The following is a 21,890-nucleotide window of genomic DNA, read 5'->3' on the forward strand; positions in this document are numbered from 1 at the left end:
CTTGATGTGGTTTGCACAGAACAACAGGAAAGGAAATCAAAACGGCCCGCCTCGCCGCCGCACGGCAAGGCAGGCCTGGCACCATCATGGCCTGAGTGCGATCTTGAGATTGCGGATCATCGCCAGCATGGTGGGTTCGGGCAGATCCCCCACCAGCGTGACCAGATAATCGCCCTGCTCGGCAGTCGCCATATTGACGGCACCGTGCAGATTGACGGCACGCTCCGGGCGGCCTTCAGTCTGCGGTTCGATAAACAGCGACAGCATCACCAGCCCGTCGCTGAACACCATATGCCGCACGGTGCGCTCGGCCTGACCAGGCAGCGTGCGCTGCACCGCCCGCAGCAGCTTGAAGCCGCTGGGCATGCCGCTTACTTCCGACGGCGCATCGGCATCGAGCGTCATGGCCGGCGCACTGGCGCTGCGCAATACATAGTTCTGCTTGTATTGCGGCCGGAACGCGCCCTTGTCTTTCGGCCCCTGCAATTCGATTTCGGTAAAGGTGAACTGCTCCACCACCTCGCCGGCCGCATTCTGGGTAATCACCTTCAGCGGCAGGAAGCTGGCCGGCTCCACACACATGCGCAGCATGTAGCGCTTGCTGTCTTTCGGCTTGAGCTCCAGCCAGTTGCAATCGCGCTGCGCCACCCGGTCCTTGCCGGAGCGCTTTACCGAATACGACTGGGCGATATTGCCGATATCATCGGGCAGCAAGGCCGGAAACAGGCGCATGGCACTGACTTTGGCAGCAGACAGCGACTTGGCATCCGGTGCGTAACAGCTCAGCTCCAGCCCCTTGCGGATGATTTCACGTGATGGACCATCCAGCGAGCTGCGCTTTTCCTGGATGTTGTCGCCGGAACCGCTGCGCACGATGCGAAAGGTTTCCAGCGAACTGTTCATCTGATGCAGGTAGGTACCGCTCAGTGGCTGCTGCCTTGCGGCGGCAGCCACCTTCTTTACCACCAGCCAGTCATCATCCGCATGGGCAAGCACCGCCACACCCATCAAACAGACCCCGGACAGCTGTGTCAGACGCATCAGTGGCGAACTCCATTGCCGTAAGAAACCTTGTACACGCTCTGATCGGCCGTCATCTCCTGATGTGCAGCCAGATACAGGTCGTCATGCTGCTGCGCCGGCTGCAAGGCGGCAACCGGCACGCCGCGATCTGCCATCACCGAAGCGGCATTACCATGGGACAGCTGCTGCCAACCCACCACCGCGGCAAAGCTGACGCTGGCCGCCAGCGCCACTGCGCCGGCCCGGCGCGTGCGCACCGGGGCAAACCAGCGGCGTGGTGCCAGTACAGTCGGCTCCTTAGCCAGACGCTCGGCCACTTGCTGCCGCACATTCACCGCAACATGGCTGTTTGCGCGCATGGCGTCACCAATCAGGTGATAGGCGTCCCAGACCTGCTTCAGTTCCTCTTCATCAGCGATGGCATTGATGGCCCTCTGTGCGTGCTGCCCGTCCAGCTCGCCGTCCATCAGCGCGGATAATTTTTCTTTCATAAGCTACCACCTTCTGTTTTTGGCCGTATCCAGCAGTGGCCGCAATTCGGCAGCAATCGCCTCGCGTGCACGGAAAATCCGCGAGCGCACGGTGCCGATCGGACAGTTCATCACCTGAGCAATCTCTTCGTAGGATAGTCCGTCCATTTCACGCAGTGAAATGGCCGTTCTGAGTTCCTCCGGCAAGGCTTGCACGGCGGCGTTGACCGTCGTCACGATTTCCTTGTTCATCAGCTCGGTTTCAGGCGTGTTCATGTCGGGCACTTGCGACGCCAGGTCGAAGCTCTCGCCATCTTCGTCTTCAAACTCGCTGTTCACTACCGGGCGGCGCCCGGCTGAACTGAGGAAATTCTTGGCAGTATTGATGCCGATTCGGTACAGCCATGTGTAAAACGCGCTCTCGCCGCGAAATGACGGCAAAGCGCGATACGCTTTGATAAATGCCTCTTGCGTCACATCTTCGATGTCCGAGCCGTCGCGAATGAAGCGTGACAAAAGCCTAGCCAGACGACGCTGATATTTTGCAACAAGCAGGTCGAAAGCTCTTTTTTCACCTCGCTGGGCACGCTCCACCAACTGTTGATCGATATCACGATCACTCATGTCGTTGTAATGCTCCCTGAATTGTCCACTGGTTTAGTTGTATGGGCGTCTGTGTGGACACAACACTAGACCGTGGCTCGTGCAATGAGTTCCCCCGAGCTTGCTGCTGCGAAACATACCAGAGCCTGTGCAAAACATGAACCACCTTCGTCAGCGCCGATGATGATAGAGCATTTGCACTCCAACCAAGCACTTGCTAGAATGCTCTGCAATGTCACCCGCATCCATTAAGGACCCCGCCATGAGCACACCCGGTCAACGCTTTCGCCTCGCTGTAGAACAGGAAAAACCGCTGCAAGTCGTAGGCGCTGTCAACGCCTATGCCGCACGTCTGGCCGAACACTCCGGTTTCAAATCCCTGTATCTGTCAGGCGGCGGTGTGGCTGCCTGCTCCTGCGGCATTCCGGACCTGGGCATCACTACGCTGGAAGACGTGCTGATTGATGTGCGCCGCATTACCGATGTGACCGAACTGCCGCTGCTGGTGGATATCGATACCGGCTGGGGTGGCGCTTTCAATATCGCCCGCGCCATCCGCAGCCTGGAAAAAGCCGGTGCCGCCGCAGTGCATATTGAAGACCAGGTACAGCAAAAACGCTGTGGCCATCGCCCCAACAAGGCGATTGTCAGCCAGGAAGAAATGGTAGATCGCGTCAAGGCCGCTACCGACGCACGCAAGGATGACAGTTTCGTCATCATGGCCCGTACCGATGCGCTGGCGGTGGAAGGACTGGATGCCGCCATCGAACGCGCTGTGGCCTGCGTGGAAGCCGGTGCCGACATGATTTTCCCGGAAGCCATGACCGACCTGGCCATGTACAAGCAATTTGCCGAGGCCGTTGGCGTACCGGTACTGGCCAACATCACCGAATTTGGCTCCACCCCGCTCTACACCACCCAGGAACTGGGCGAAAACGGCGTATCGCTGGTGCTCTACCCGCTGTCCGCCTTCCGCGCCATGAGCCAGGCCGCGCTGAATGTATACGGCGCGCTGCGTCGCGACGGCACTCAGAAAAATGTGCTGGACCTGATGCAAACCCGCATGGATCTGTACGAACACCTGGGCTACCACAGCTACGAGCAAAAGCTGGATGGGCTATTTGCCGAAGGCAAAAACAAGTAACTGTCCGCCGAAGGCAAAAACAAATAACTGTCCGTCACCAGCAAGACTGGCAGCAAAACCAATCAGGCCGGGCGGCCATGTGCTGCCCAGCCAAGCGCACAACAGTAACAGCAGAGAAATTGTCCAAGGAGAAATGGCATGACTGAAGTGGTTCTGACTGGCAAGCCGAAGAAATCGGTCGCCCTGTCCGGCGTTGCCGCCGGCAATACCGCCCTGTGCACGGTTGGCCGTACCGGCAACGACCTGAGCTATCGCGGCTATGACATTCTGGATATCGCCGATCAGTGCGAATTTGAAGAAGTCGCCTATCTGCTGGTGCACGGCAAGCTGCCGAACAAGGCCGAACTGGCTGGCTACAAGCAAAAGCTGAAAGCCCTGCGCGGCCTGCCGCAAGTGGTGAAGAGCGTGCTGGAAGCCCTGCCCGCCTCCGCCCACCCGATGGACGTGATGCGCAGCGGCGTGTCCGCCCTGGGCTGCACCCTGCCGGAAAAGGACGACCACAATATCGCCGGTGCGCGTGACATCGCCGACCGCCTGATGGCTTCCTTCGGCTCCATGCTGCTGTACTGGTACCACTTCAGCCACAACGGCAAGCGCATCGACGTGGAAACCGACGACGACTCCATCGGCGGTCATTTCCTGCACCTGCTGCACGGCGAAAAACCGTCCGAGCTGTGGGTGAAGGCGATGCATACCTCGCTGATCCTGTACGCCGAGCACGAATTCAACGCATCCACCTTTACCAGCCGCGTGATTGCCGGTACCGGTTCGGACATGTACTCCAGCATTACCGGTGCCATTGGCGCGCTGCGCGGCCCCAAGCACGGCGGTGCCAATGAAGTGGCGTTTGAAATCCAGAAGCGTTACGACAATCCGGATGAAGCCGAAGCTGACATCAAGGCCCGCGTGGAACGCAAGGAAGTGGTGATCGGCTTTGGCCACCCGGTGTACACCATCTCCGACCCGCGCAACAAGGTGATCAAGGAAGTGGCGCGCAACCTGTCCGCCGCCGCTGGCGACAGCAAGATGTTCGACATTGCCGAGCGCCTGGAAAGCGTAATGTGGGACATCAAGAAGATGTTCCCCAACCTGGACTGGTTCTCCGCCGTGTCCTACCACATGATGGGCGTGCCCACTGCCATGTTCACCCCGCTGTTCGTGATTGCCCGCACCAGCGGCTGGAGCGCACACGTGATTGAGCAACGCATTGACGGCAAGATCATCCGCCCGTCGGCCAACTACACCGGCCCGGACGATCAGGCCTTCGTGCCGCTGGCACAACGCTGATGGTCAGGGGAGCTAAGCCGCAAGGATAGCTCCCCGCTTTGCTTCCACCCTGAGAGTTTTAGCGACGCCATGAACAAAAACTACCGCACCCGATTGCCCGGCAGCCAGCTGGACTACTACGACACCCGCGCCGCCGTTGACGCCATTGCGCCCGGCGCCTATGCCCCCCTGCCCTATACCTCGCGCGTACTGGCCGAGCAACTGGTGCGCCGCTGCGAACCGGAACTGCTGACCGACGCGCTCAAGCAATTGATCGAACGCAAGCGTGACCTGGACTTCCCCTGGTATCCGGCGCGCGTGGTGTGCCACGACATTCTGGGCCAGACCGCACTGGTCGACCTGGCCGGTCTGCGTGACGCCATTGCCGACAAGGGTGGCGACCCCTCGCTGGTCAACCCGGTGGTACCGACGCAATTGATCGTCGACCACTCGCTGGCCGTGGAGTGCGGTGGTTTCGACCCGCAGGCTTTCGAAAAAAACCGCGCCATCGAAGACCGTCGCAATGAAGACCGCTTCCACTTCATCGAGTGGACCAAGACTGCCTTCAAGAATGTGGATGTGATTCCGGCCGGCAACGGCATCATGCACCAGATCAATCTGGAAAAAATGTCACCGGTAATCCAGGTGCGCGATGGCGTGGCCTTTCCCGACACCTGTGTCGGCACCGACAGCCACACCCCGCATGTGGATGCACTGGGCGTGATTGCCATCGGCGTGGGCGGCCTGGAAGCGGAAACCGTGATGCTGGGCCATCCTTCGATGATGCGTCTGCCGGACATCGTCGGCGTCAAGCTCACCGGCCAGCGCCAGCCCGGCATTACCGCCACCGATATCGTGCTGGCGCTCACCGAGTTCCTGCGCAAGGAGCGCGTAGTCGGTGCTTATGTGGAATTCTTTGGTGATGGCGCTGCCAGCCTGTCCATCGGCGACCGTGCCACCATCTCCAATATGTGCCCGGAATATGGCGCCACCGCCGCCATGTTCTATATCGACCAGCAAACCATCGACTACCTCAAGCTGACCGGCCGCGAAGCCGAGCAAGTGGCACTGGTGGAAAACTATGCCAAGGTCAGCGGCCTGTGGGCCGACAGTCTGGAAAGCGCGCAATACGAACGCGTGCTGGAATTCGACCTGTCCAGCGTGGTGCGCAATATGGCAGGTCCGTCCAACCCGCACAAACGTCTGCCCACCTCGGCACTGGCCGAGCGCGGCATTGCGGTTGATCTGGACAAGGCCCGTGCCGAAGAAGCCGAAGGCCTGCTGCCGGATGGCGCGGTCATCATTGCCGCCATCACCAGCTGCACCAACACCAGCAACCCGCGCAATGTGGTGGCCGCCGGCCTGCTGGCCAAGAAAGCCAATGAACTGGGCCTGCTGCGCAAGCCGTGGGTGAAGTCCTCGTTTGCTCCGGGCTCCAAAGTCGCCAAGCTGTATCTGGAAGAAGCCGGACTGCTGCCGGAACTGGAAAAACTGGGTTTTGGCATTGTCGCCTATGCCTGCACCACCTGTAACGGCATGTCCGGCGCACTGGACCCGAAAATCCAGCAGGAAATCATAGACCGCGACCTGTACACCGCCGCCGTACTGTCGGGCAACCGCAACTTTGATGGCCGTATCCACCCCTATGCCAAGCAGGCCTTCCTCGCCTCGCCGCCGCTGGTGGTGGCTTACGCCATTGCCGGTACCGTGCGCTTCGATATCGAAAAAGACGTACTGGGCGTGGTGGACGGCAAGGAAATCCGCCTGCAGGACCTGTGGCCGTCCGATGATGAAATCGACGCCATCGTGGCGCGCTGCGTAAAGCCGGAACAGTTCAAGCAGATCTACATCCCGATGTTCGATCTGGGTCAGGTGGAAGAAGCCAAGAGCCCGCTGTACGACTGGCGTCCGATGTCCACCTATATCCGCCGCCCACCCTATTGGGAAGGTGCACTGGCCGGGGAGCGCACGCTCAAGGGCATGCTGCCGCTGGCGGTATTGCCGGACAACATCACCACCGACCACCTGTCACCGTCCAACGCCATCCTGCCCAGCTCGGCTGCCGGTGAATACCTGGCCAAGATGGGCTTGCCGGAGGAGGACTTCAACTCCTACGCCACCCACCGTGGCGACCACCTGACCGCCCAGCGCGCCACCTTTGCCAACCCGCAACTGGTGAACGAAATGGCGGTGGTGGATGGCGTGGTGAAGAAGGGGTCGCTGGCGCGGATCGAGCCGGAAGGCAAGGTCACCCGCATGTGGGAAGCCATCGAAACCTATATGGCGCGCAAGCAGCCGCTGATCATCATTGCCGGTGCCGACTACGGCCAGGGCAGCTCGCGTGACTGGGCGGCCAAGGGCGTACGGCTGGCCGGGGTGGAAGCCATCGTGGCCGAAGGCTTCGAACGCATCCACCGCACCAATCTGGTAGGCATGGGCGTGTTGCCGCTGGAATTCAAGGCCGGTACCAACCGCAAGACCCTGGCCATTGACGGCAGCGAAAGCTACGACGTCAAGGGTGATATCTCGCCGCGCTGCACGCTCACGCTGGTGATTCACCGTCGTAATGGCGAAACGCTGGAAGTGCCGGTCACCTGCCGTCTGGATACCGCCGCCGAAGTGCGGGTGTATCAGGCCGGTGGCGTGCTGCAGCGCTTTGCCCAGGACTTCCTGGAGTCCACCACCGCTTGAGTTTTGCTGCCCCCGGCCTGCAGGTATGTCCCTGCCGGCAGGCCGGATTCAGGGCAGCCCCCAACCGCCGGGCGGCGCGAAATCCGTTTCGCAGCCGCCCGGCTGCTTGCCACCCTATTCCGGCAATGCCTGTTGACGGCCTTGCCCACAGCATGACAGGAGAGACCACATGGCCCATGCTCCACAAATCCGCATTCCTGCCACCTATATCCGTGGCGGCACCAGCAAGGGGGTGTTTTTCCGCCTGCAAGACCTGCCGGCCGCCGCGCAACAAGCCGGTCCGGTGCGTGACGCCATCCTGATGCGGGTGATCGGCAGCCCCGACCCCTACGGCAAGCAGATCGACGGCATGGGCGGTGCCACCTCCAGCACCAGCAAGACGGTGATCCTGGCCAAGAGCAGTCGGCCCGATCACGATGTGGACTACCTGTTTGGCCAGGTGGCCATCGACAAGGCCTTTGTCGACTGGAGCGGCAACTGCGGCAACCTGTCCGCCGCCGTCGGCTCCTTTGCCATCATGAGCGGACTGGTAGACGCCAGCCGCATCCCGGCCAATGGCGTGGCCACCGTGCGCATCTGGCAGGCCAATATCAGCAAGACCATCATCGCCCACGTACCCATCACCAACGGTGAAGTACAGGAAACCGGTGATTTCGAGCTGGACGGCGTCACCTTCCCGGCCGCCGAAGTACAGCTGGAATTCCTCGACCCGGCCGACGAGGGCGAAGGCGATGGCGGCGGCGCGATGTTCCCCACCGGCAATGTGGTGGACACGCTGGATGTGCCGGGCGTGGGCAGTTTCCAGGCCACCATGATCAATGCCGGCATCCCCACCATCTTCCTGAACGCGGCCGAGCTGGGTTACAGCGGTAGCGAACTGCAGGAAGCCATCAATGGCGATGCCGCCGCACTGGCCCGCTTTGAAACCATCCGCGCCCATGGTGCAGTCCGCATGGGGCTGATCAAGGACCTTGCCGAAGCAGCCACCCGCCAGCACACGCCCAAGATTGCCTTTGTCGCTCCGCCTGCGGCCTATACCGCCTCCAGCGGCAAGGAAATCACCCCGGCAGACATCGACCTGCGCGTGCGTGCCATGTCCATGGGCAAGCTGCACCACGCCATGATGGGCACTGCGGCAGTGGCCATCGGCACCGCCGCCGCCATTCCCGGCACGCTGGTCAACCTGGCTGCCGGTGGCGGCGAACGCCAGTCGGTGCGCTTTGGCCACCCGTCCGGCACCCTGCGCGTCGGTGCGGAAGCCAGGCTGGTGGACGGCCAGTGGCAGGTGAGCAAGGCCATCATGAGCCGTAGCGCCCGCGTGTTGATGGAAGGCTGGGTCCGCATCCCCGGCGACAGTGTCTGAATCCGCCTGCCTGCCCATGAAAACGGCCACCCGCGGGTGGCCTTTTCATTGCCTGCGCCGGCAGCGTGATGCTCAGTGCGCTGCCACCACCCGATTGCGCCCTGCCCGCTTGGCCTGGTACAGCGCCATATCAGCCTGCTTCACCCAGGCAGCCTTGTCCTGCATCACCATGGTGGTGGCCGCGACACCCAGGCTGAGCGTGACGCTCACCTCCACGTCGTTGCAATGCAGCGTCCTGGCTGCCATCTGCTGACGCAGGCGCTCGGCCAATTGCACGCCACCTTCCTGCGTGGTGTGCGGCAGCAGCAGCAGGAATTCCTCGCCACCGTAGCGGATGGCGGTATCGATGGCACGGGTATGTTCCAGCAGCAGCGTGGCCACCCGCTCGATCACCCGGTCACCCACATCGTGGCCATATTCGTCATTCACCTGCTTGAAATGGTCGATATCCAGCATGATCAGCACGGCCTGCTGGCCAGAACGCTGGCTGCGCAGCCATTCCTGTTGCAGCACCTCGTCGCCGGAACGGCGATTGAGCAGACCGGTCAGGCCGTCCAGCCGGACCAGCTGCGCCAGATAGGCATTGCTCTGTTTCAGCGCGGTCAGCAACTGCTGGTTGCGCCCCTGCCAGTGCAGGAACAGCCGGTAGGCAAAGAAGGCATTGAACAGTACCTGCAAGGCAAACACCCAGAAGAACACCCAGCCGGTCTGGGTCATCACCGTGGCGGCTTGGCGGAGCTCAGGTGACAGACCATGTTGCAACTGCCCCAGCAACAGGCTGCTGCCCAGGCTGAGCGACAGGTAGCCGTACACCAGCGCCCCCAGGCTGACCAGCACCAGCAACAGCACGATCAGGTGGCGCGATTCCGCCTCACTGGCAGGCGGCAAGGCCTGGTGACGGCTGAGCCAGCGGTCGGTCGCCCGCCAGCTTTGAGCCAGGACCGGCCCCACCAGCAGCAGGTTTTGCAGGAAAAACCCCAGCCACCAACCCTGCCAGATGGGTAGCAGCTCGCTGAACGCCTGTTTGTTGCAATAGGTCCAGATCAGCGCCCCGCTGGAACTGAAAATGCTGCCGACAAAAGACAGCTGGACAAAGTGCAGCACCGATTCCAGGCTGCGCAGGCCGCGCAACATGGGCAAGGCGCGAAACCCCAGCACCATTACCGCCACACCCAGCGGATCGGCAAAGGCAAACAGGGCGGCCCACTGCCAAGCCATGCCGGCATACAAGGCCAGCACCAGCGTGGTCAGATAGGCTGGCAAGGCGCCCCACCACCAGCCCAGGCACAGGCTCCACCACAGGCTGATCAGCAGGGCCGGATACACGGTGATGTAAACCGTGACCCCGCCAAACTGCAGCGGCATGCCAGACCAGTTCTCCGCCACCGACAGCACACCCAGCCCCAGCGACAGCAGCACGCTGCACAGCCAGCCACCAAACAGGATGCAGCGTTCACGCCGCGAAATGATGCGCCACAGCCGCCAGGGCGTGATGGCGGGCGGCCGCAGGGCAGCATCCGGGCTGGCCAGCGGCAATGCAGCAGAAGGTCCTGACACGTCTGTATTCATGAGAGAGGTCGAACAAGGGCAAAGTAAAGTCAGCCGGACAGCGTCCGCCACCGCAGGGTGCTGGCCGGCCGCCCCGGAGGGGCTGACAGCAGCGGGCATGAGGCGATGGTGACACTAGCATAGTTCAATGACAGGCAGGTTGGTGCAACGCATCAGCGACAGGCATAAAAAAACCGCCAACGGCGGTTTTGCTCTCAGGCCATGTCGGCCATGCACTCTCCCAGTCGGACCGGGCTGGCGGGCTGCCACTGCTGATTGAACTGCAAGCCGGTGGACTGCGGAAACAGCAACACCACGGTGGAACCGAGCTGGAAGCGGCCCATCTCCTCCCCCTTGCCGATAACGATATGCTGGTCCTGGTAGTCCCAGCGCTGGATCCGGTCCGGACGCGGCGGATTCACCACACCATGCCAGGTTGTGGCCATGCTGCCGACGATGGTGGCCCCCACCAGGGTCAGCACAAAGCGGCCATGCGGCCCGTCAAACTCGCATACCACCCGTTCATTACGGGCAAACAGCCCCGGCACACCACGCGCCGTGGCCGGATTCACCGAAAACAGCGCACCCGGCACATAAGTCATGCTCAGCAGGCGGCCATCGCAAGGCATGTGGATGCGGTGATAATCACGCGGGCTCAGGTAGATGGTGGCAAAGAAACCATTCTGATAGTGCGCGGCCATGGCCGTATCGCCGCCCACCAGCGCGGTGGTGGAGTAGTCATGCCCCTTGGCCTGGAAAATCTGGTCTTGCCGGATGGGTCCGAACTGGCTGATGGCACCATCCACCGGGCAGATCAGTGCGGCATCGGCCAATGGACGCGCCCCGGCGCGCAGCGGCCGGGTAAAAAACTGGTTGAAGCTGGGATAACTGGCAATATCGGGGTTGGCCGCCTCGGCCATATTGACCTGATAACGGCCGACAAACCAGCGAATCACCGCCGTGGTCAACCCTCCGGCCTCGGCACTGGCCAGTTTGCCGGCCAGAATGGTCAAAGCCTGCTTGGGCAGGAGATATTGCAGCCATACGGCGAATCGTTCGGACACTATTTCAACACTCTGGAATGCGGACAGCCGGACATTATAAGCCGGACTCAGGGTGAAGCGAAATGCGGGCCTGCATTTGGCAGCACAGCCAATGACTGACCGCCTCAACTGGAAAAGAGGACAGGTGCTATCTAGAATGCAGACGGGACATCTCTCTCCACCCCCTGTCCTCACACAAGGAACCACGATGAGCACACTGAAAGTACTGGGCATCTGTGGCAGCCTGCGTCGCGCATCCACCAATATGGGCTTGCTGCGATATGCCAAGGCACACGCACCAGCAGGCATCCAGATCGAGATCGCAGACCTTGGCCAGCTGCCTTTTTACAATGCCGACATCAGCGAAAAACCGGCCGCCGTGCAGCAACTGCTGGCGCAGCTGGCCAGTGCCGATGCCCTGCTGCTGGCCTGCCCGGAATACAATTACTCGATGGCTCCGGCGCTGAAAAACGCGCTGGACTGGGCCTCGCGCGAGCCGGACAACGCACTGCTGGCCGGCAAGGCGGTCGCCATTGTCGGCGCAGGTGGCGGCATGGGGACGTCCCGCGCGCAATACCATCTGCGCCAGACCTGCGTATACCTCGACCTGCACCCGCTGAACCGGCCGGAAGTGTTTGCCAATGCCTTTGCCGGCGGCTTTGATGCCGAAGGCAATCTGACCGATGAACGCCTGCAAGGACTGGTGGTGCAACAACTGCAGGCACTGCAAGCCTGGGCCAGCCAGCTGTCTGCCTAAGCCAGCAAGCAGTCACACCCGGCCGGGGCTGCCGCAGGGCGCACCGGCCTGATTGCATTGTTTTTTACTAAAATTTTCCCGCCAGCGACCGATAATGAGACAGTAGCCTGCCACTTTGCCGGCATGCTTCATCACTATCACCATGGGAGTCGCTCATGAGCATCAGCAGCATTCCGGGCAACAGCCTGTCGCTTTACGCCAGCCTCAGCAGCACGACCCTGACCGATAGCAAGACCGGCGACAGCATCAACAGCAGCACACTGACCGTGGACGAAGTGGTCAGCCTGGGCCAGAACGACAGCGGCACACAGTCGCTGACCTACGGCAAACCAAGCAGCAGCACCACCGCTGCCCCGGTGGATGTGTCAGCCTTGCTGGCCAAGTCCAACCAGCAAGTGTCGGACTTCCTCAAGCTGCTGGGCAATCTGGTGCAACAGCAGGGCCTGCAATGGAACAAGGTGGTCAGTGGCGAACAAAAGCTGACGGTCGACCCGCAAACCAAGGCCGCAGCCACCCAGGCGGTGTCCGAGGATGGCGAGCTGGGCGTAAAGAACACCGCACGGCGCATCCTGGATTTTGCCAGGCTGGGCATAGGCAACGACCCCAGCAAGATCGATACCCTCCGCGCCGCAGTACAACAGGGCTTTGATGAGGCCAAACAGGCTTTTGGCGGCAGCCTGCCCGACATCAGCAACCAGACCCACGACGCCATCATGGCCACGCTGGACGACTGGCAGAAGAACGGCCTGCCCAGCAATAACGACTACACGCTGATCCGCCCGGACTTGCAGCAAGACAACAGCCAGAACACGTCGGCAAGCAGCAGCTGAGCCATGCCCGCAACCCGCGTCACCGGGCTGCGGGCAGCAACACCCATCAGTAAATATCGCGCCCGAAATACTGCACGCTCAGCTTCTTGAAGCTGCCATTGGCGCGCACCGCGGCAATCGCCTTGTTCAGACGCGCCACCAGCTCCTTGTCTTCCTTGCGCACCGCCATGCCGGCGCCGGAGCCCAGCACCTCGCGCTCGGCGGCATTGTCGCCATTGATGGACGGGCCGACAAAGGCAAAGCCCTTGCCCGGCTCGCTCTTGAGGAAGCCGGCCTCCACCTGCAGCTCGTCCTGGAAGCTGGCATCCAGCCGGCCATTCACCAGGTCGGCATAGGCCTTGTCCTGGTCTTCATAGCGCACCACATCCATGCCGCGCGGCCCCCAGAACTTGCTCAGATACATGTCGGCCGTGGTCCCGCGCTGCACCCCCACCCGCTTGCCCTTCATGCCTTCGGCAGTAAATTTGAGCGTGCTGCCCTTGGCCGCGATCAGCCGTTGTGGCGTGCGGAAATAGCGCTCGCTGAAGGTCACCGCCTTGGCCCGATCAGCGGTAATGGTCATCGACGACATGATCACATCGTATTTCTTGGCAATCAGGCCGGGAATGATGCCATCCCAGTCCTGATTGATCAGCGTGCAGTGCGCCTTCATCTCCTTGCACAGCGCCATGGCCAGATCGGCCTCAAATCCGACGATCTGCCCGGCAGGGTTCAGCGACTCGAACGGCGGATAAGTGGCATCCATGCCGATACGCAGATTGTTCAGATCGGTCGCGCCAGCCTGTACGGCAGCAGCGGACAGCAATACGGCACACCAGGATTGCAGCTTCATCTTGATTCCTCCGGACTGGGTGAGTAGACAAACGCACGACAAGGGACGGCTTGGCGTTATCACGCCACACCCGTCAAGGGGCGTGGCGGTATGGCAAGACTTTCTGACCATCAGGCGAGGTCACGCTCCAGCAACAACATGTCGTCAAAGCGTTCCTGACGACGGATCAGGCGGTAATGACCGGCGTCCTCGATCAGCACCGCGGCCGAGCGCGGCTGGGCGTTGTATACCGTCTGGTTTTCCAGCTGATAGGCGCCGACATCCAGAAAAGCCAGCACATCGCCCACGGCACTGGCTTCGGGCAGCAGGAACTGCTCGCCCAGCGGGCCGTGGCGGAAGTAGTCGCCGCCATCGCACAAGGGTCCGCCCAGCTTGACCGGCTGATTGTGGCTGTCCGTGATGCGGCTGGCGTTGTAAACGTAGAAATACCAGTCCTTGTAATCCGGAATGGCGTTGAAACCGGCATCCAGCATGCGCCAGTCCACCTGGCCTTCCACACTGCCATCTTCATTGAGCAGGGTCTTGCGCTTGCCGCTGACCAGGCCGGTCAGCAATACCGCCGCACTGCCCACCACCTTGCGCCCCGGCTCGATGCAGATTTCGATGTCCTGGCGCCAGGCATGCACTGCGCGGATCACCGCGTCAGCAAATTCCGCCGCGCCAATGGCCGGCTGCATATTGTCCGGCCCACCCAGGCCACGGTCGCTGGCATAACGGTAGGGCGTGGGAATGCCGCCACCGACATTGATCATGTCAAAACGGATGTTGAGCGTGCTTTCCAGCCGGCGCGCCGTTTCCACCAGCACGCGGGTCGCCGCGGCAAACGGTTCGGCATCCGGCACCTGGTCGCCCACATGCATGTGCAGGCCACACAGGCGCACATGTGGCATGGCGGCGACCTGACGGCAAATCCGCTCGGCATCGGCCAGATCCACCCCGGACTTGGCGCGGAAAGCCGTCATCAGCCCCTCGTGCGTGGCGGCCCGGACATTCGGCTCCACCCGCAGGCAGATACGTACCGGGGTTTGCAACTGACGGCTGATGCGGTCGATGGCCAGCAGCTCCTGCTCGCTGTCCACATTGATGGCGTGCAATTGCTGGCGGATGGCGAATTCCAGTTCTTCATCACGCTTGACCACGCCGTTGTAGACGATCTCATTGCCGGCAAAACCGGCCGCCAGGCAGCGGCGGATTTCATTGGCGGAATTGGCCTCGATGCTGATGCCGGTGGCACGCACCACCTGCAGCACGGCCAGCAGCGAGCAGGCCTTGGAGGCATAGCAGATGCGGGTATTGGCGTGGCTGGCAAAAGCCTGCTGGATTTCCGCGATATTGCGGCGGATTTCCGGCGCGGAATAGACAAACAAGGGCGAGCCGAACTCTGCGGCCAGTGCCGGCAGATCCACCCCTTCGCATTGCAGATGGCCGCTGCCGGCGCTCAGCCGGCGGTCATGCTGCAGGGTGTATTGCCGTTGGGAATCATAATCGTGGTGCATGGCGTCTCCGTTTGCTGGTGCTGTTTGTTGCCAAACATACGGAAATCACCTAATTTGCACGAACGAATTATTGGCATGGAACTATTCCATCTTGTCATGAACGACACCCATCACCTTCCCTCGCTCTCCGCCCTGCGTGCCTTTGTCGCCGTAGTGCAGAGCGGCAGCTTTACCGAAGCGGCACGCCGGCTCTTCCTGACCCAGGGCGCCATCAGCAAGCAGATCCGCCTGCTGGAGGAGCATTACGGCACGCCCCTGCTGCAACGCCACAGCCGGCAGGTGCAGCCCACGCCATCGGGCCGCACCCTGCTGCCGGTCGCACAAGACGTGGTGGAAAGACTGAAAGAAGTGGAAAGACGGCTGAAAACCCAGACCGACATCCTGTCGCTGCAGGTGTATGTCAGCTTTGCCGTGCGCTGGCTGATGCCACGGCTGGGCAGTTTCTACCAGCAATACCCGCTGACCCAGCTGCGCATCGACAGCATGGTGTATGAGCCCTCGGAGCTGGACCCGGGCATCGACCGGGCCTACATCCTGTTTGGCCGCGGTCACTGGCCCAATATGCAGGCCGAATTGCTGCTGGCGGAAAGGCTGAGCCCGGTGTGTGCGCCCGGCATGCTGCCGCAGCTGACCTGCCTGGATGATCTGGCCGGTCAGACGCTGTTCCACACCACCCGCGATTACGAGGAGTGGATGGCCTGGCTGGCCACCCGGCAGATCAGCTCGCTGGCGCAATACAAACATCAGGTGGTGGACCTGCACCACCTGGCCTGGACGGCGGCGGCCAGCGGGCTGGGCGTGGCCATCGGTGACATGGCCTTGCTGAAGGACGAGCTGCAACAGGGCCGGCTGGCATGCCCCTTCGACAGCGTGCTGGAAACCGGCTGCGGCTATTACCTGGCTTATCCCGACAGCTATGCCGACCATCCCGGTCTGCAGGCACTGCTGGGCTGGCTGCGGCAACAGGCTGCCGCGGATGAGGCTGCATAGAAAAAGCCCGGCATGGCGGCCGGGCTGCAAGTCAACAACAGAGGAGAAATTACAGGGGCAGATGCCCGGACAGGGCATTGAGCTTGCGTAGTGCGAGGCGGAAACGGGTATGGGCACGGGATACGGTGGACTCGCTGATATCCATTTGCTGGGCGGCAAAATAGCCGGTCATGCCTTCCACTTCCATCAGCCACACGGCTTCGCGCGAGCGTTTTTTCAGGCCGATCAGGTCGGCAACCTGGTTGAAATCGTCAAGTTTCATGGCTCTGATCTCCGACATCAAACTGGGGTGACTTGGCGCTGCCAGTTTCTACCCGGGCGGGCAACACCGGCAAGACAGCAAACCGCAGCGGCTTGTTATTGCAGCATAGATGCTTGCATAAAAAATGCATTGTTTGATTTGCATCAAATGCCTCGGCGGCGGCACAAAGCGGCACCCGCGCTAGGCCGGGGGGCTGGCCGACGGCCCCAGATACTTGTCCAGCATGGCGGACAAGGCCACGATGGACAACGGCTTGGTGAGAAAATCATCCATGCCGGCGGCGCTGGTTTTTTCCTGCTCCTCCACCCCGGCATTGGCGGTGCAGGCGATGATGATGGTCGGCGGCCGCGCCGGGTGTTCTGCCTCGTAATTGCGGATCAGCCGCGCCAGCTGGTAGCCATCGGTATTCGGCATCTGGCAATCGGTCAGCAGCAGGCTGAAATGGCCATCCTGCCACTTGGCATAGGCCTCGGCACCATCCTCGGCCAGCTCCACCCGGTAGCCCAGTTTTTCCAGCTGCCTGGTCGCCAGTTTGCGATTGGTGGGATTATCCTCGGCAAACAGGATGGGCAGCATGGTCTGATCCTGGTTGCCAGGCATGCCGGCCGGGTGGCCGGGCCGTACGGGTGGTGATTCTTCCAGCTCCTGCGCATCGGCCACGCTCACCACCAGCAAGAGTGCCGCGCAGCTGCCCTGACCGACCGTGCTGTCCAGACTCACTTCCCCGCCCATCAGCCTGGCCAGCCGGCGGCAGATGGTCAGCCCCAGCCCGGTACCGCCAAAGCGGCGTGAGGTATCCGATTCGGCCTGGGTAAAGGGCTGGAACAGCTTGGCCAGCCCCTCGGCATTAATGCCGATACCGCTGTCCTCCACCTCGAAACGCAGGGTCTGCGAGCGGCCATCCTCTTCCAGCAGCAGCACCCGCAACACGATGCGGCCATGCGCGGTGAATTTCACCGCATTGCTGACAAAGTTCTGCAGGATCTGCCTTACCCGCAGGGGATCGACCACCACCACCGCGGCCACCCGCGGATCGATTTCCAGCACAAACTCCAGCCCCTTGCGCCCGACCGCCTGTGAGTAAAGGGTATGCACCTGCTCCAGCATCGGGCGTAGCGCCGTGGGCGCCATCACCACCTCGAGCTTGTCGGCCTCGATCTTGGAAAAATCCAGGATGTCGTCGATCAGCCGCAGCAAGGTGCGGGCCGACTCCTGTATCGTATCCACCGAATCTTTCTGTTCCTCGTCCAGCGGGGTCATGGCCAGCAGTTCCAGCATGCCCAGCACGCCATTCATCGGGGTGCGGATTTCATGGCTCATGGTGGCGAGAAAGGCGCTCTTGGCCTTGTTGGCCGAATTGGCCTGATCGCGTGCTTCCAGCAACTCGCGCTCGGCCTGCTTGCGCTCGGAAATATCGATGCAGGCCAGAATCGAGCCCTGTTCCGGCTGCGCGGCAAACAGGTTCATGCCCTCGAACAGGACCCAGATCGGCGCCCCCTGCCCGGTCTTGCATTCGATCTCACAGGCTACCTTGGTCTGTTTCTGCACCATGTCATGCAACTGGCTGGTCAGCTCGAACCAGCCCTCGTCGGACAGCACCAGCTCCATCAGGTGCCGGCCCGGCAACTGCTCCCTGCCACTGAGGAACATCGCTTCGGCCATGCGGTTGGCGCGGACAATCTGCATATTGGCATTCAGCCGCAGCAATCCGACCGGCGAGGCGGAATAGATCGCTTCTTCTTCCTGCAATACCGCACGCAGCTGCGCTTCCGAATGCAGGCGACGGTCTTCCTCGTCGTAGAAACCCAGAATGCTGGCGCAGGAGCTGACCAGCGGCCGGATATCCTTGTCCACCAGCAAGGGGTCGGCACCCCGCAGGCAGATGATGGCGTGCACCTGCTCGTCCTGCGTCACCGGCAGACTGACCCAGGCCGGCTCGTTGGCCAGGGCGGCCATCAGGTAGCTGACCGGATCCAGCTCCTGGCCGATGCTGGCAAGGCTGGGAAAATTGGCCGGCCATGTTCCCGCCTGCAAATTGATATTGAGCGAACCATCGCTGACATTGAACAGTTCCAGCAGAAAACCATCCGCCGCGGCGGCAAAGCGCTTGAATTCGTCCAGCAGCCGGTTCAGCACCTGTTGCCGCGGCCAGCGGCACAACATCAGGTTTTCCACATGGGAGATGGCCGACAGCATGTCCAGGTTGCGCTCCAGCGAATGTTCGGCCAGCCGGCGCTGGTGCTCATCCCGGATGATCAGCAGGTAAACGGTATGGGCGGCGCTGTCCTGGTAGCGGGTCAGGGTCAGCCCGGCAAAAAAGCAGCGACCGCTGCGCTCCATGCCCAGGCCCTGCAAATTGATGCCCACCTCAGCGCCGGCAAGCAGCATGGCCTTGCCCAGGTCATCGCCCATGCGTAGCAACTGGTCGATCGGCAAACCGGACAAGCCGCCCATCGGGTAGCCAAACATGCGCTCGGCACCGGCGGCGGCGCTCTGGATGATGCCCTGCTCGTTGATGGTCATGATGGCGTCGCCGGCGGCATCCAGCATGCGCTGCTGATGATTGAGCGGCTGCAACACCTTGCGCACCATGAAATACAGCAAGGCCACACCCAGCACCAGCAGGAAGCCACCCAACAGGCTGTCCCGCAGCAGCAGGCGGCGAGAATGCTGATGATTCTGCCGGATCAGTTCGCCAGTCATGTCCGACAACAGCATGAAGGTATCGCGCGCCGTATCCTGGGTGCGCGTCAGCTGGCTTTGCAGCTGCGCCACAGCCAGCGGATTGTCGCCATGCTCGCGCAACACCTGGGTTTGTTGCTTGGTCTGGATATTCAGCTGCAGGGCCAGCGCGGAAAATTGCTGCATGCGCTGTGACAGGCGCGGATCATTGGCATAGCGGGCATCGCTGCGCAGTTTTTCCAGCAATACGCCAGCCAGATCCAGCCGGGCGCGCAGATCGTCCTCCTCGGTTTCACTGAGCATGGAATTCAGCTCGCCGCGCAACACCAGCCCCATCGCAGCCGCCCGCAGGCTGCGTGCCACCAGCCAGCCATCCTGCTTGATGGTATCCAGCAGATTGATGTCGGCACTGCCTTTGAGATCGATGCGGTTGCCGGTTTCCACCATCATGGCGCTCAGCGTGCCCTGCAGCGTGCGCATGGCCAGCTCCAGCCCGTAGCTCAGGGTTTCGTCACGGGCAAAAGACGGCCCCAGCCGGGTGTTGACCTCCTGGCGCAAGCGTTTGAAATTCTGCCATTGCCCGGCAAACTGCTCGCCATAGTGACGCTCATCCGGCAACTGGCGAAAGGACTGCAGGACCTGCTCGGCCCAGAAGTCCGCCCCCTGCTGCAAATGCAACAGGTTGGCACGCTCGGCAGCGCCCGGTGCCGTGCGGCGGTTGAGCAAAATACGGGCCTGAATGGATTCGCGCCGCGCCAGGTCGGCCACCATGAACAATTGCCGGCTGACATTGTTCAGCTGCATCACCTGCTCGGCCTGCTGATAGTTGGCCCAGGAGGCCACCAGCAATTCGGTAATCCAGGCCAGCTGGATTGCGCCGAGCAAGATGACGATAAGCAAGACCGCCCGACTGATAGACAAGGTCTGCAATACCTTGCTGCTTATTTTTCTGTGCATAGTCCACCCTGTATTGTGCCAGTACCATGCAGCCATGCTGCCGCGGTGCCGGGCCATTGCTATGGTATAGCCGCCCGCAAGGACATTGACATCAATAATTCAGGTGATCATGCCAGAACAAGCATCGCCGGCCGTGGCCGTTGACCAAGGCCGCCATGGACGGAAGCCGCCACCGGGAAGCCACGGGATTGGGTACAAGGCAGGGCTGGGAACAGCCAGCAGCTGCCGGCACAGAGGCTGCGCTAAAACGCGCATGCTGGCATGGGCGCTTGCATCAGCCAGGGTCCATGCCGCCGCACTTGCTCATGCAGGATCAGCACAGCAGCACATCACACTGCCGCGGCAGCACGCAGCCAGTCCAGCATGCCCAGGCCGGCCGCACGGCCACTGGCGAGGCAGGCGGTCAGCAGATAGCCACCCGTCGGTGCTTCCCAGTCCAGCATTTCTCCGGCGCAGAACACACCGGGCAAGGCCTTGAGCATCAGCCGCTCATCCATGGCCTCGAAACGCACACCCCCGGCGGTGCTGATGGCCTCGTCGATGGGGCGCGTGGCATGGACCGTCAGCGGCAGGCGCTTGATGCCGGCAGCCAGTTGCTGCATGTCGTTGAAAGCCTCCTTGCTCAGGCACTCGCGCAGCAGGCCGGCGCGCACACCCTTGATATTGAGCCGGCTTTGCAGATGGCTGGACAGCGAGCGCGAGCCGCGCGGGTGAGTCACTTCCGCCAGCACCTGTTCGGCGCTTTTCTGTGACAGCAAATCCAGATAGCAGGTGGCCGAGCCCTGCGCCAGCAGGGTATCGCGCAGTGCGGCGGAAAAGGCATAGATCAGATTGCCTTCCACCCCATGGCGGGTGACCACACACTCGCCGGTCTTGCGCACGGTCTTGCCCGCCAGGTCGGTAAACTCCAGGGTGACCGATTTCAGCGGCTGGCCGGCAAACTTGTCGGCAAAATGCGGCGTCCAGTGGCAGTCAAAGCCGCAATTGGCCGGCAATAGCTCGCGCACCGCCACACCGCGCGCGGCCAGTAGCGGCAGCCAGCTGCCATCCGAACCCAGCTTTTTCCAGCTGCCACCGCCCAGGGCCAGCAGCACGGCAGCATGGCGGGCTTCCAGCTCGCCCTCCGGCGTGGCAAAGCGCAAGGCGCCTTGTTCGCCCCAACCCAGCCAGCGGTGGCGCACGCGGAACTGCACCCCGCCTTCGCGCAGGCGCGACAGCCAGGCACGCAATAGCGGAGCGGCCTTCATCTCGCGCGGGAATACCTTGCCCGAGCTGCCGACAAAGGTTTCCACCCCCAGCACATGCACCCACTCGCGCAGCCGGTCGGCATCAAAATCCTGCAACAAGTTGCCCAGCTCAGGTTCGCGCTCACGATAGCGGCTGAGAAAGTCCGCTTTGGGCTCGGAATGGGTGATGTTCATCCCCCCCACCCCGGCCAGCAGGAATTTGCGCCCCACCGACGGCATGGCGTCATACACCGTGACCGCCACGCCCGCGGCAGCCAGCACCTCGGCTGCCATCAGGCCGGACGGACCTCCACCAATGATGGCGACACTGGATGAGGACGGGGGCTGCTGCATAGGGACTCCTGACTGGTGGCCGACAGCCGCTGAGCTCACCGTGCCGGTGCCGCATCAGCGTGCTGCCTGTTGATTGAGGCGGGATTGTTGCAGAAAACACGCGTTCTCCCAAGCCGCATCCTTCCCACACTGCCATCGGGGAAAGAAATTTGATTTAAACCAAGCACAGGTAATATGACGTACGTTACGCTGGCCGCTGTTACAGGCCATGACGGCTCAATAAGAGTCGCACACCAAAAACCTGCTGCGTGTTGCGCCCCCTGGCAGTCCTGCTGCCGGGGCCAGCGCCGCTTGCCACAGGAATGCCCGGCTATTTTGTTAACCGGGAAAAAAAACATAAGCAACAACAAAGG

The 21,890-nt window shown here is 61.9% G+C and carries 17 protein-coding genes and 2 pseudogenes; 7 read left to right on the plus strand and 12 right to left on the minus strand.

Going from position 1 to position 21,890, the window contains the following annotated elements:
• Positions 1–84 precede the first annotated feature (84 nt).
• Genes DFR38_RS08780 through rpoE form a run of 3 tightly spaced genes read right to left on the minus strand, consistent with a single transcriptional unit; the run spans position 85 to position 2,117 of the window.
• Positions 85–1,041, minus strand: coding sequence for a MucB/RseB C-terminal domain-containing protein (locus DFR38_RS08780; protein WP_059287004.1), 957 nt, complete (start codon positions 1,039–1,041; stop codon positions 85–87).
• Complete coding sequence (locus tag DFR38_RS08785; protein WP_110313289.1) at positions 1,041–1,514, minus strand: sigma-E factor negative regulatory protein; 474 nt, start codon at positions 1,512–1,514, stop codon at positions 1,041–1,043. The genes DFR38_RS08780 and DFR38_RS08785 overlap by 1 nt, the downstream gene beginning before the upstream one ends.
• Before the next feature lie 3 nt (positions 1,515–1,517).
• Positions 1,518–2,117, minus strand: a complete 600-nt coding sequence (gene rpoE / locus DFR38_RS08790) for an RNA polymerase sigma factor RpoE (RefSeq protein ID WP_059287003.1) — start codon at positions 2,115–2,117, stop codon at positions 1,518–1,520.
• 241 nt (positions 2,118–2,358) lie between these two features.
• Between rpoE and prpB the strand changes: the two genes are divergently transcribed.
• The 4 genes from prpB (at position 2,359) to prpF (ending at position 8,560) form a co-directional block, all read left to right on the plus strand.
• Positions 2,359–3,240: a methylisocitrate lyase gene (prpB, locus tag DFR38_RS08795; protein WP_059287002.1), complete on the plus strand. Its 882-nt coding sequence runs from the start codon at positions 2,359–2,361 to the stop codon at positions 3,238–3,240.
• A 138-nt stretch (positions 3,241–3,378) separates the two neighbouring features.
• Positions 3,379–4,527: a bifunctional 2-methylcitrate synthase/citrate synthase gene (gene prpC / locus DFR38_RS08800; RefSeq protein ID WP_059287001.1), complete on the plus strand. Its 1,149-nt coding sequence runs from the start codon at positions 3,379–3,381 to the stop codon at positions 4,525–4,527.
• 69 nt (positions 4,528–4,596) lie between these two features.
• Positions 4,597–7,197, plus strand: coding sequence for a Fe/S-dependent 2-methylisocitrate dehydratase AcnD (gene acnD / locus DFR38_RS08805; RefSeq protein ID WP_059287000.1), 2,601 nt, complete (start codon positions 4,597–4,599; stop codon positions 7,195–7,197).
• 169 nt (positions 7,198–7,366) lie between these two features.
• A complete protein-coding gene (gene prpF / locus DFR38_RS08810; RefSeq protein ID WP_110313290.1) occupies positions 7,367–8,560 on the plus strand; it encodes a 2-methylaconitate cis-trans isomerase PrpF in 1,194 nt (397 codons plus the stop codon).
• Between the two features lie 72 nt (positions 8,561–8,632).
• Here the strand turns inward: prpF and DFR38_RS08815 are convergent, their stop codons facing one another.
• A complete protein-coding gene (locus tag DFR38_RS08815) occupies positions 8,633–10,117 on the minus strand; it encodes a GGDEF domain-containing protein (protein WP_204377474.1) in 1,485 nt (494 codons plus the stop codon).
• Between the two features lie 206 nt (positions 10,118–10,323).
• Positions 10,324–11,172, minus strand: a complete 849-nt coding sequence (gene asd, locus DFR38_RS08820) for an archaetidylserine decarboxylase (protein ID WP_059286172.1) — start codon at positions 11,170–11,172, stop codon at positions 10,324–10,326.
• A gap of 187 nt (positions 11,173–11,359) precedes the next feature.
• On the opposite strand from asd, the gene DFR38_RS08825 reads away from it, so the two are divergent.
• The gene (locus DFR38_RS08825; protein ID WP_110313291.1) at positions 11,360–11,908 is read left to right on the plus strand and encodes an NADPH-dependent FMN reductase; all 549 of its coding nucleotides are present in this window, start codon (positions 11,360–11,362) and stop codon (positions 11,906–11,908) included.
• A 155-nt stretch (positions 11,909–12,063) separates the two neighbouring features.
• The gene (locus DFR38_RS08830) at positions 12,064–12,738 is read left to right on the plus strand and encodes a hypothetical protein (protein WP_059286173.1); all 675 of its coding nucleotides are present in this window, start codon (positions 12,064–12,066) and stop codon (positions 12,736–12,738) included.
• Positions 12,739–12,784: 46 nt separating this feature from the next.
• Here the strand turns inward: DFR38_RS08830 and DFR38_RS08835 are convergent, their stop codons facing one another.
• Both DFR38_RS08835 and dokD read right to left on the minus strand, forming a co-directional pair.
• Complete coding sequence (locus DFR38_RS08835; RefSeq protein WP_110313292.1) at positions 12,785–13,570, minus strand: ABC transporter substrate-binding protein; 786 nt, start codon at positions 13,568–13,570, stop codon at positions 12,785–12,787.
• 110 nt (positions 13,571–13,680) lie between these two features.
• On the minus strand, positions 13,681–15,066 hold the full coding sequence (dokD, locus tag DFR38_RS08840) for an ornithine/lysine decarboxylase DokD (protein WP_059286174.1): 1,386 nt from the start codon (positions 15,064–15,066) through the stop codon (positions 13,681–13,683).
• A gap of 75 nt (positions 15,067–15,141) precedes the next feature.
• Between dokD and DFR38_RS20990 the strand changes: the two genes are divergently transcribed.
• Positions 15,142–16,056, plus strand: coding sequence for a LysR family transcriptional regulator (locus DFR38_RS20990; RefSeq protein ID WP_158527716.1), 915 nt, complete (start codon positions 15,142–15,144; stop codon positions 16,054–16,056).
• A gap of 49 nt (positions 16,057–16,105) precedes the next feature.
• Here DFR38_RS20990 and DFR38_RS08855 read toward each other — a convergent pair whose 3' ends face one another.
• From DFR38_RS08855 to DFR38_RS08865, 5 genes and pseudogenes are all read right to left on the minus strand, one after another.
• Positions 16,106–16,318 carry a sigma factor-like helix-turn-helix DNA-binding protein gene (locus DFR38_RS08855; protein WP_059286182.1) on the minus strand — a complete coding sequence of 71 codons (213 nt, stop codon included), beginning with the start codon at positions 16,316–16,318 and terminating at the stop codon, positions 16,106–16,108.
• A 180-nt stretch (positions 16,319–16,498) separates the two neighbouring features.
• A complete protein-coding gene (locus DFR38_RS21985) occupies positions 16,499–17,449 on the minus strand; it encodes an ATP-binding protein (protein ID WP_483396325.1) in 951 nt (316 codons plus the stop codon).
• Positions 17,450–17,527: 78 nt separating this feature from the next.
• A pseudogene (locus DFR38_RS21990) lies at positions 17,528–17,665 on the minus strand (histidine kinase dimerization/phospho-acceptor domain-containing protein); the annotation flags it as partial.
• A 45-nt stretch (positions 17,666–17,710) separates the two neighbouring features.
• Positions 17,711–20,014 (minus strand): annotated as a pseudogene (locus DFR38_RS21995) (PAS domain S-box protein); the annotation flags it as partial.
• A gap of 272 nt (positions 20,015–20,286) precedes the next feature.
• Positions 20,287–21,537, minus strand: coding sequence for a TIGR03862 family flavoprotein (locus DFR38_RS08865; protein WP_110313293.1), 1,251 nt, complete (start codon positions 21,535–21,537; stop codon positions 20,287–20,289).
• Between the last annotated feature and the right edge of the window lie 353 nt (positions 21,538–21,890).

It is taken from the genome of Aquitalea magnusonii (genome assembly GCF_003202035.1).
GTDB classification, from domain to species: domain Bacteria; phylum Pseudomonadota; class Gammaproteobacteria; order Burkholderiales; family Chromobacteriaceae; genus Aquitalea; species Aquitalea magnusonii.

Coding starts and splice junctions, on each gene's coding strand:
- DFR38_RS08780 (WP_059287004.1), bottom strand. CDS start 1,041: ATGCGTCTGACACAGCTGTCCGGGGTCTGTTTGATGGGTGTGGCGGTG.
- DFR38_RS08785 (WP_110313289.1), bottom strand. CDS start 1,514: ATGAAAGAAAAATTATCCGCGCTGATGGACGGCGAGCTGGACGGGCAG.
- rpoE (WP_059287003.1), bottom strand. CDS start 2,117: ATGAGTGATCGTGATATCGATCAACAGTTGGTGGAGCGTGCCCAGCGA.
- prpB (WP_059287002.1), top strand. CDS start 2,359: ATGAGCACACCCGGTCAACGCTTTCGCCTCGCTGTAGAACAGGAAAAA.
- prpC (WP_059287001.1), top strand. CDS start 3,379: ATGACTGAAGTGGTTCTGACTGGCAAGCCGAAGAAATCGGTCGCCCTG.
- acnD (WP_059287000.1), top strand. CDS start 4,597: ATGAACAAAAACTACCGCACCCGATTGCCCGGCAGCCAGCTGGACTAC.
- prpF (WP_110313290.1), top strand. CDS start 7,367: ATGGCCCATGCTCCACAAATCCGCATTCCTGCCACCTATATCCGTGGC.
- DFR38_RS08825 (WP_110313291.1), top strand. CDS start 11,360: ATGAGCACACTGAAAGTACTGGGCATCTGTGGCAGCCTGCGTCGCGCA.
- DFR38_RS08830 (WP_059286173.1), top strand. CDS start 12,064: ATGAGCATCAGCAGCATTCCGGGCAACAGCCTGTCGCTTTACGCCAGC.
- DFR38_RS08835 (WP_110313292.1), bottom strand. CDS start 13,570: ATGAAGCTGCAATCCTGGTGTGCCGTATTGCTGTCCGCTGCTGCCGTA.
- dokD (WP_059286174.1), bottom strand. CDS start 15,066: ATGCACCACGATTATGATTCCCAACGGCAATACACCCTGCAGCATGAC.
- DFR38_RS20990 (WP_158527716.1), top strand. CDS start 15,142: ATGGAACTATTCCATCTTGTCATGAACGACACCCATCACCTTCCCTCG.
- DFR38_RS08855 (WP_059286182.1), bottom strand. CDS start 16,318: ATGAAACTTGACGATTTCAACCAGGTTGCCGACCTGATCGGCCTGAAA.
- DFR38_RS21985 (WP_483396325.1), bottom strand. CDS start 17,449: ATGGCGCCCACGGCGCTACGCCCGATGCTGGAGCAGGTGCATACCCTT.
- DFR38_RS08865 (WP_110313293.1), bottom strand. CDS start 21,537: ATGCAGCAGCCCCCGTCCTCATCCAGTGTCGCCATCATTGGTGGAGGT.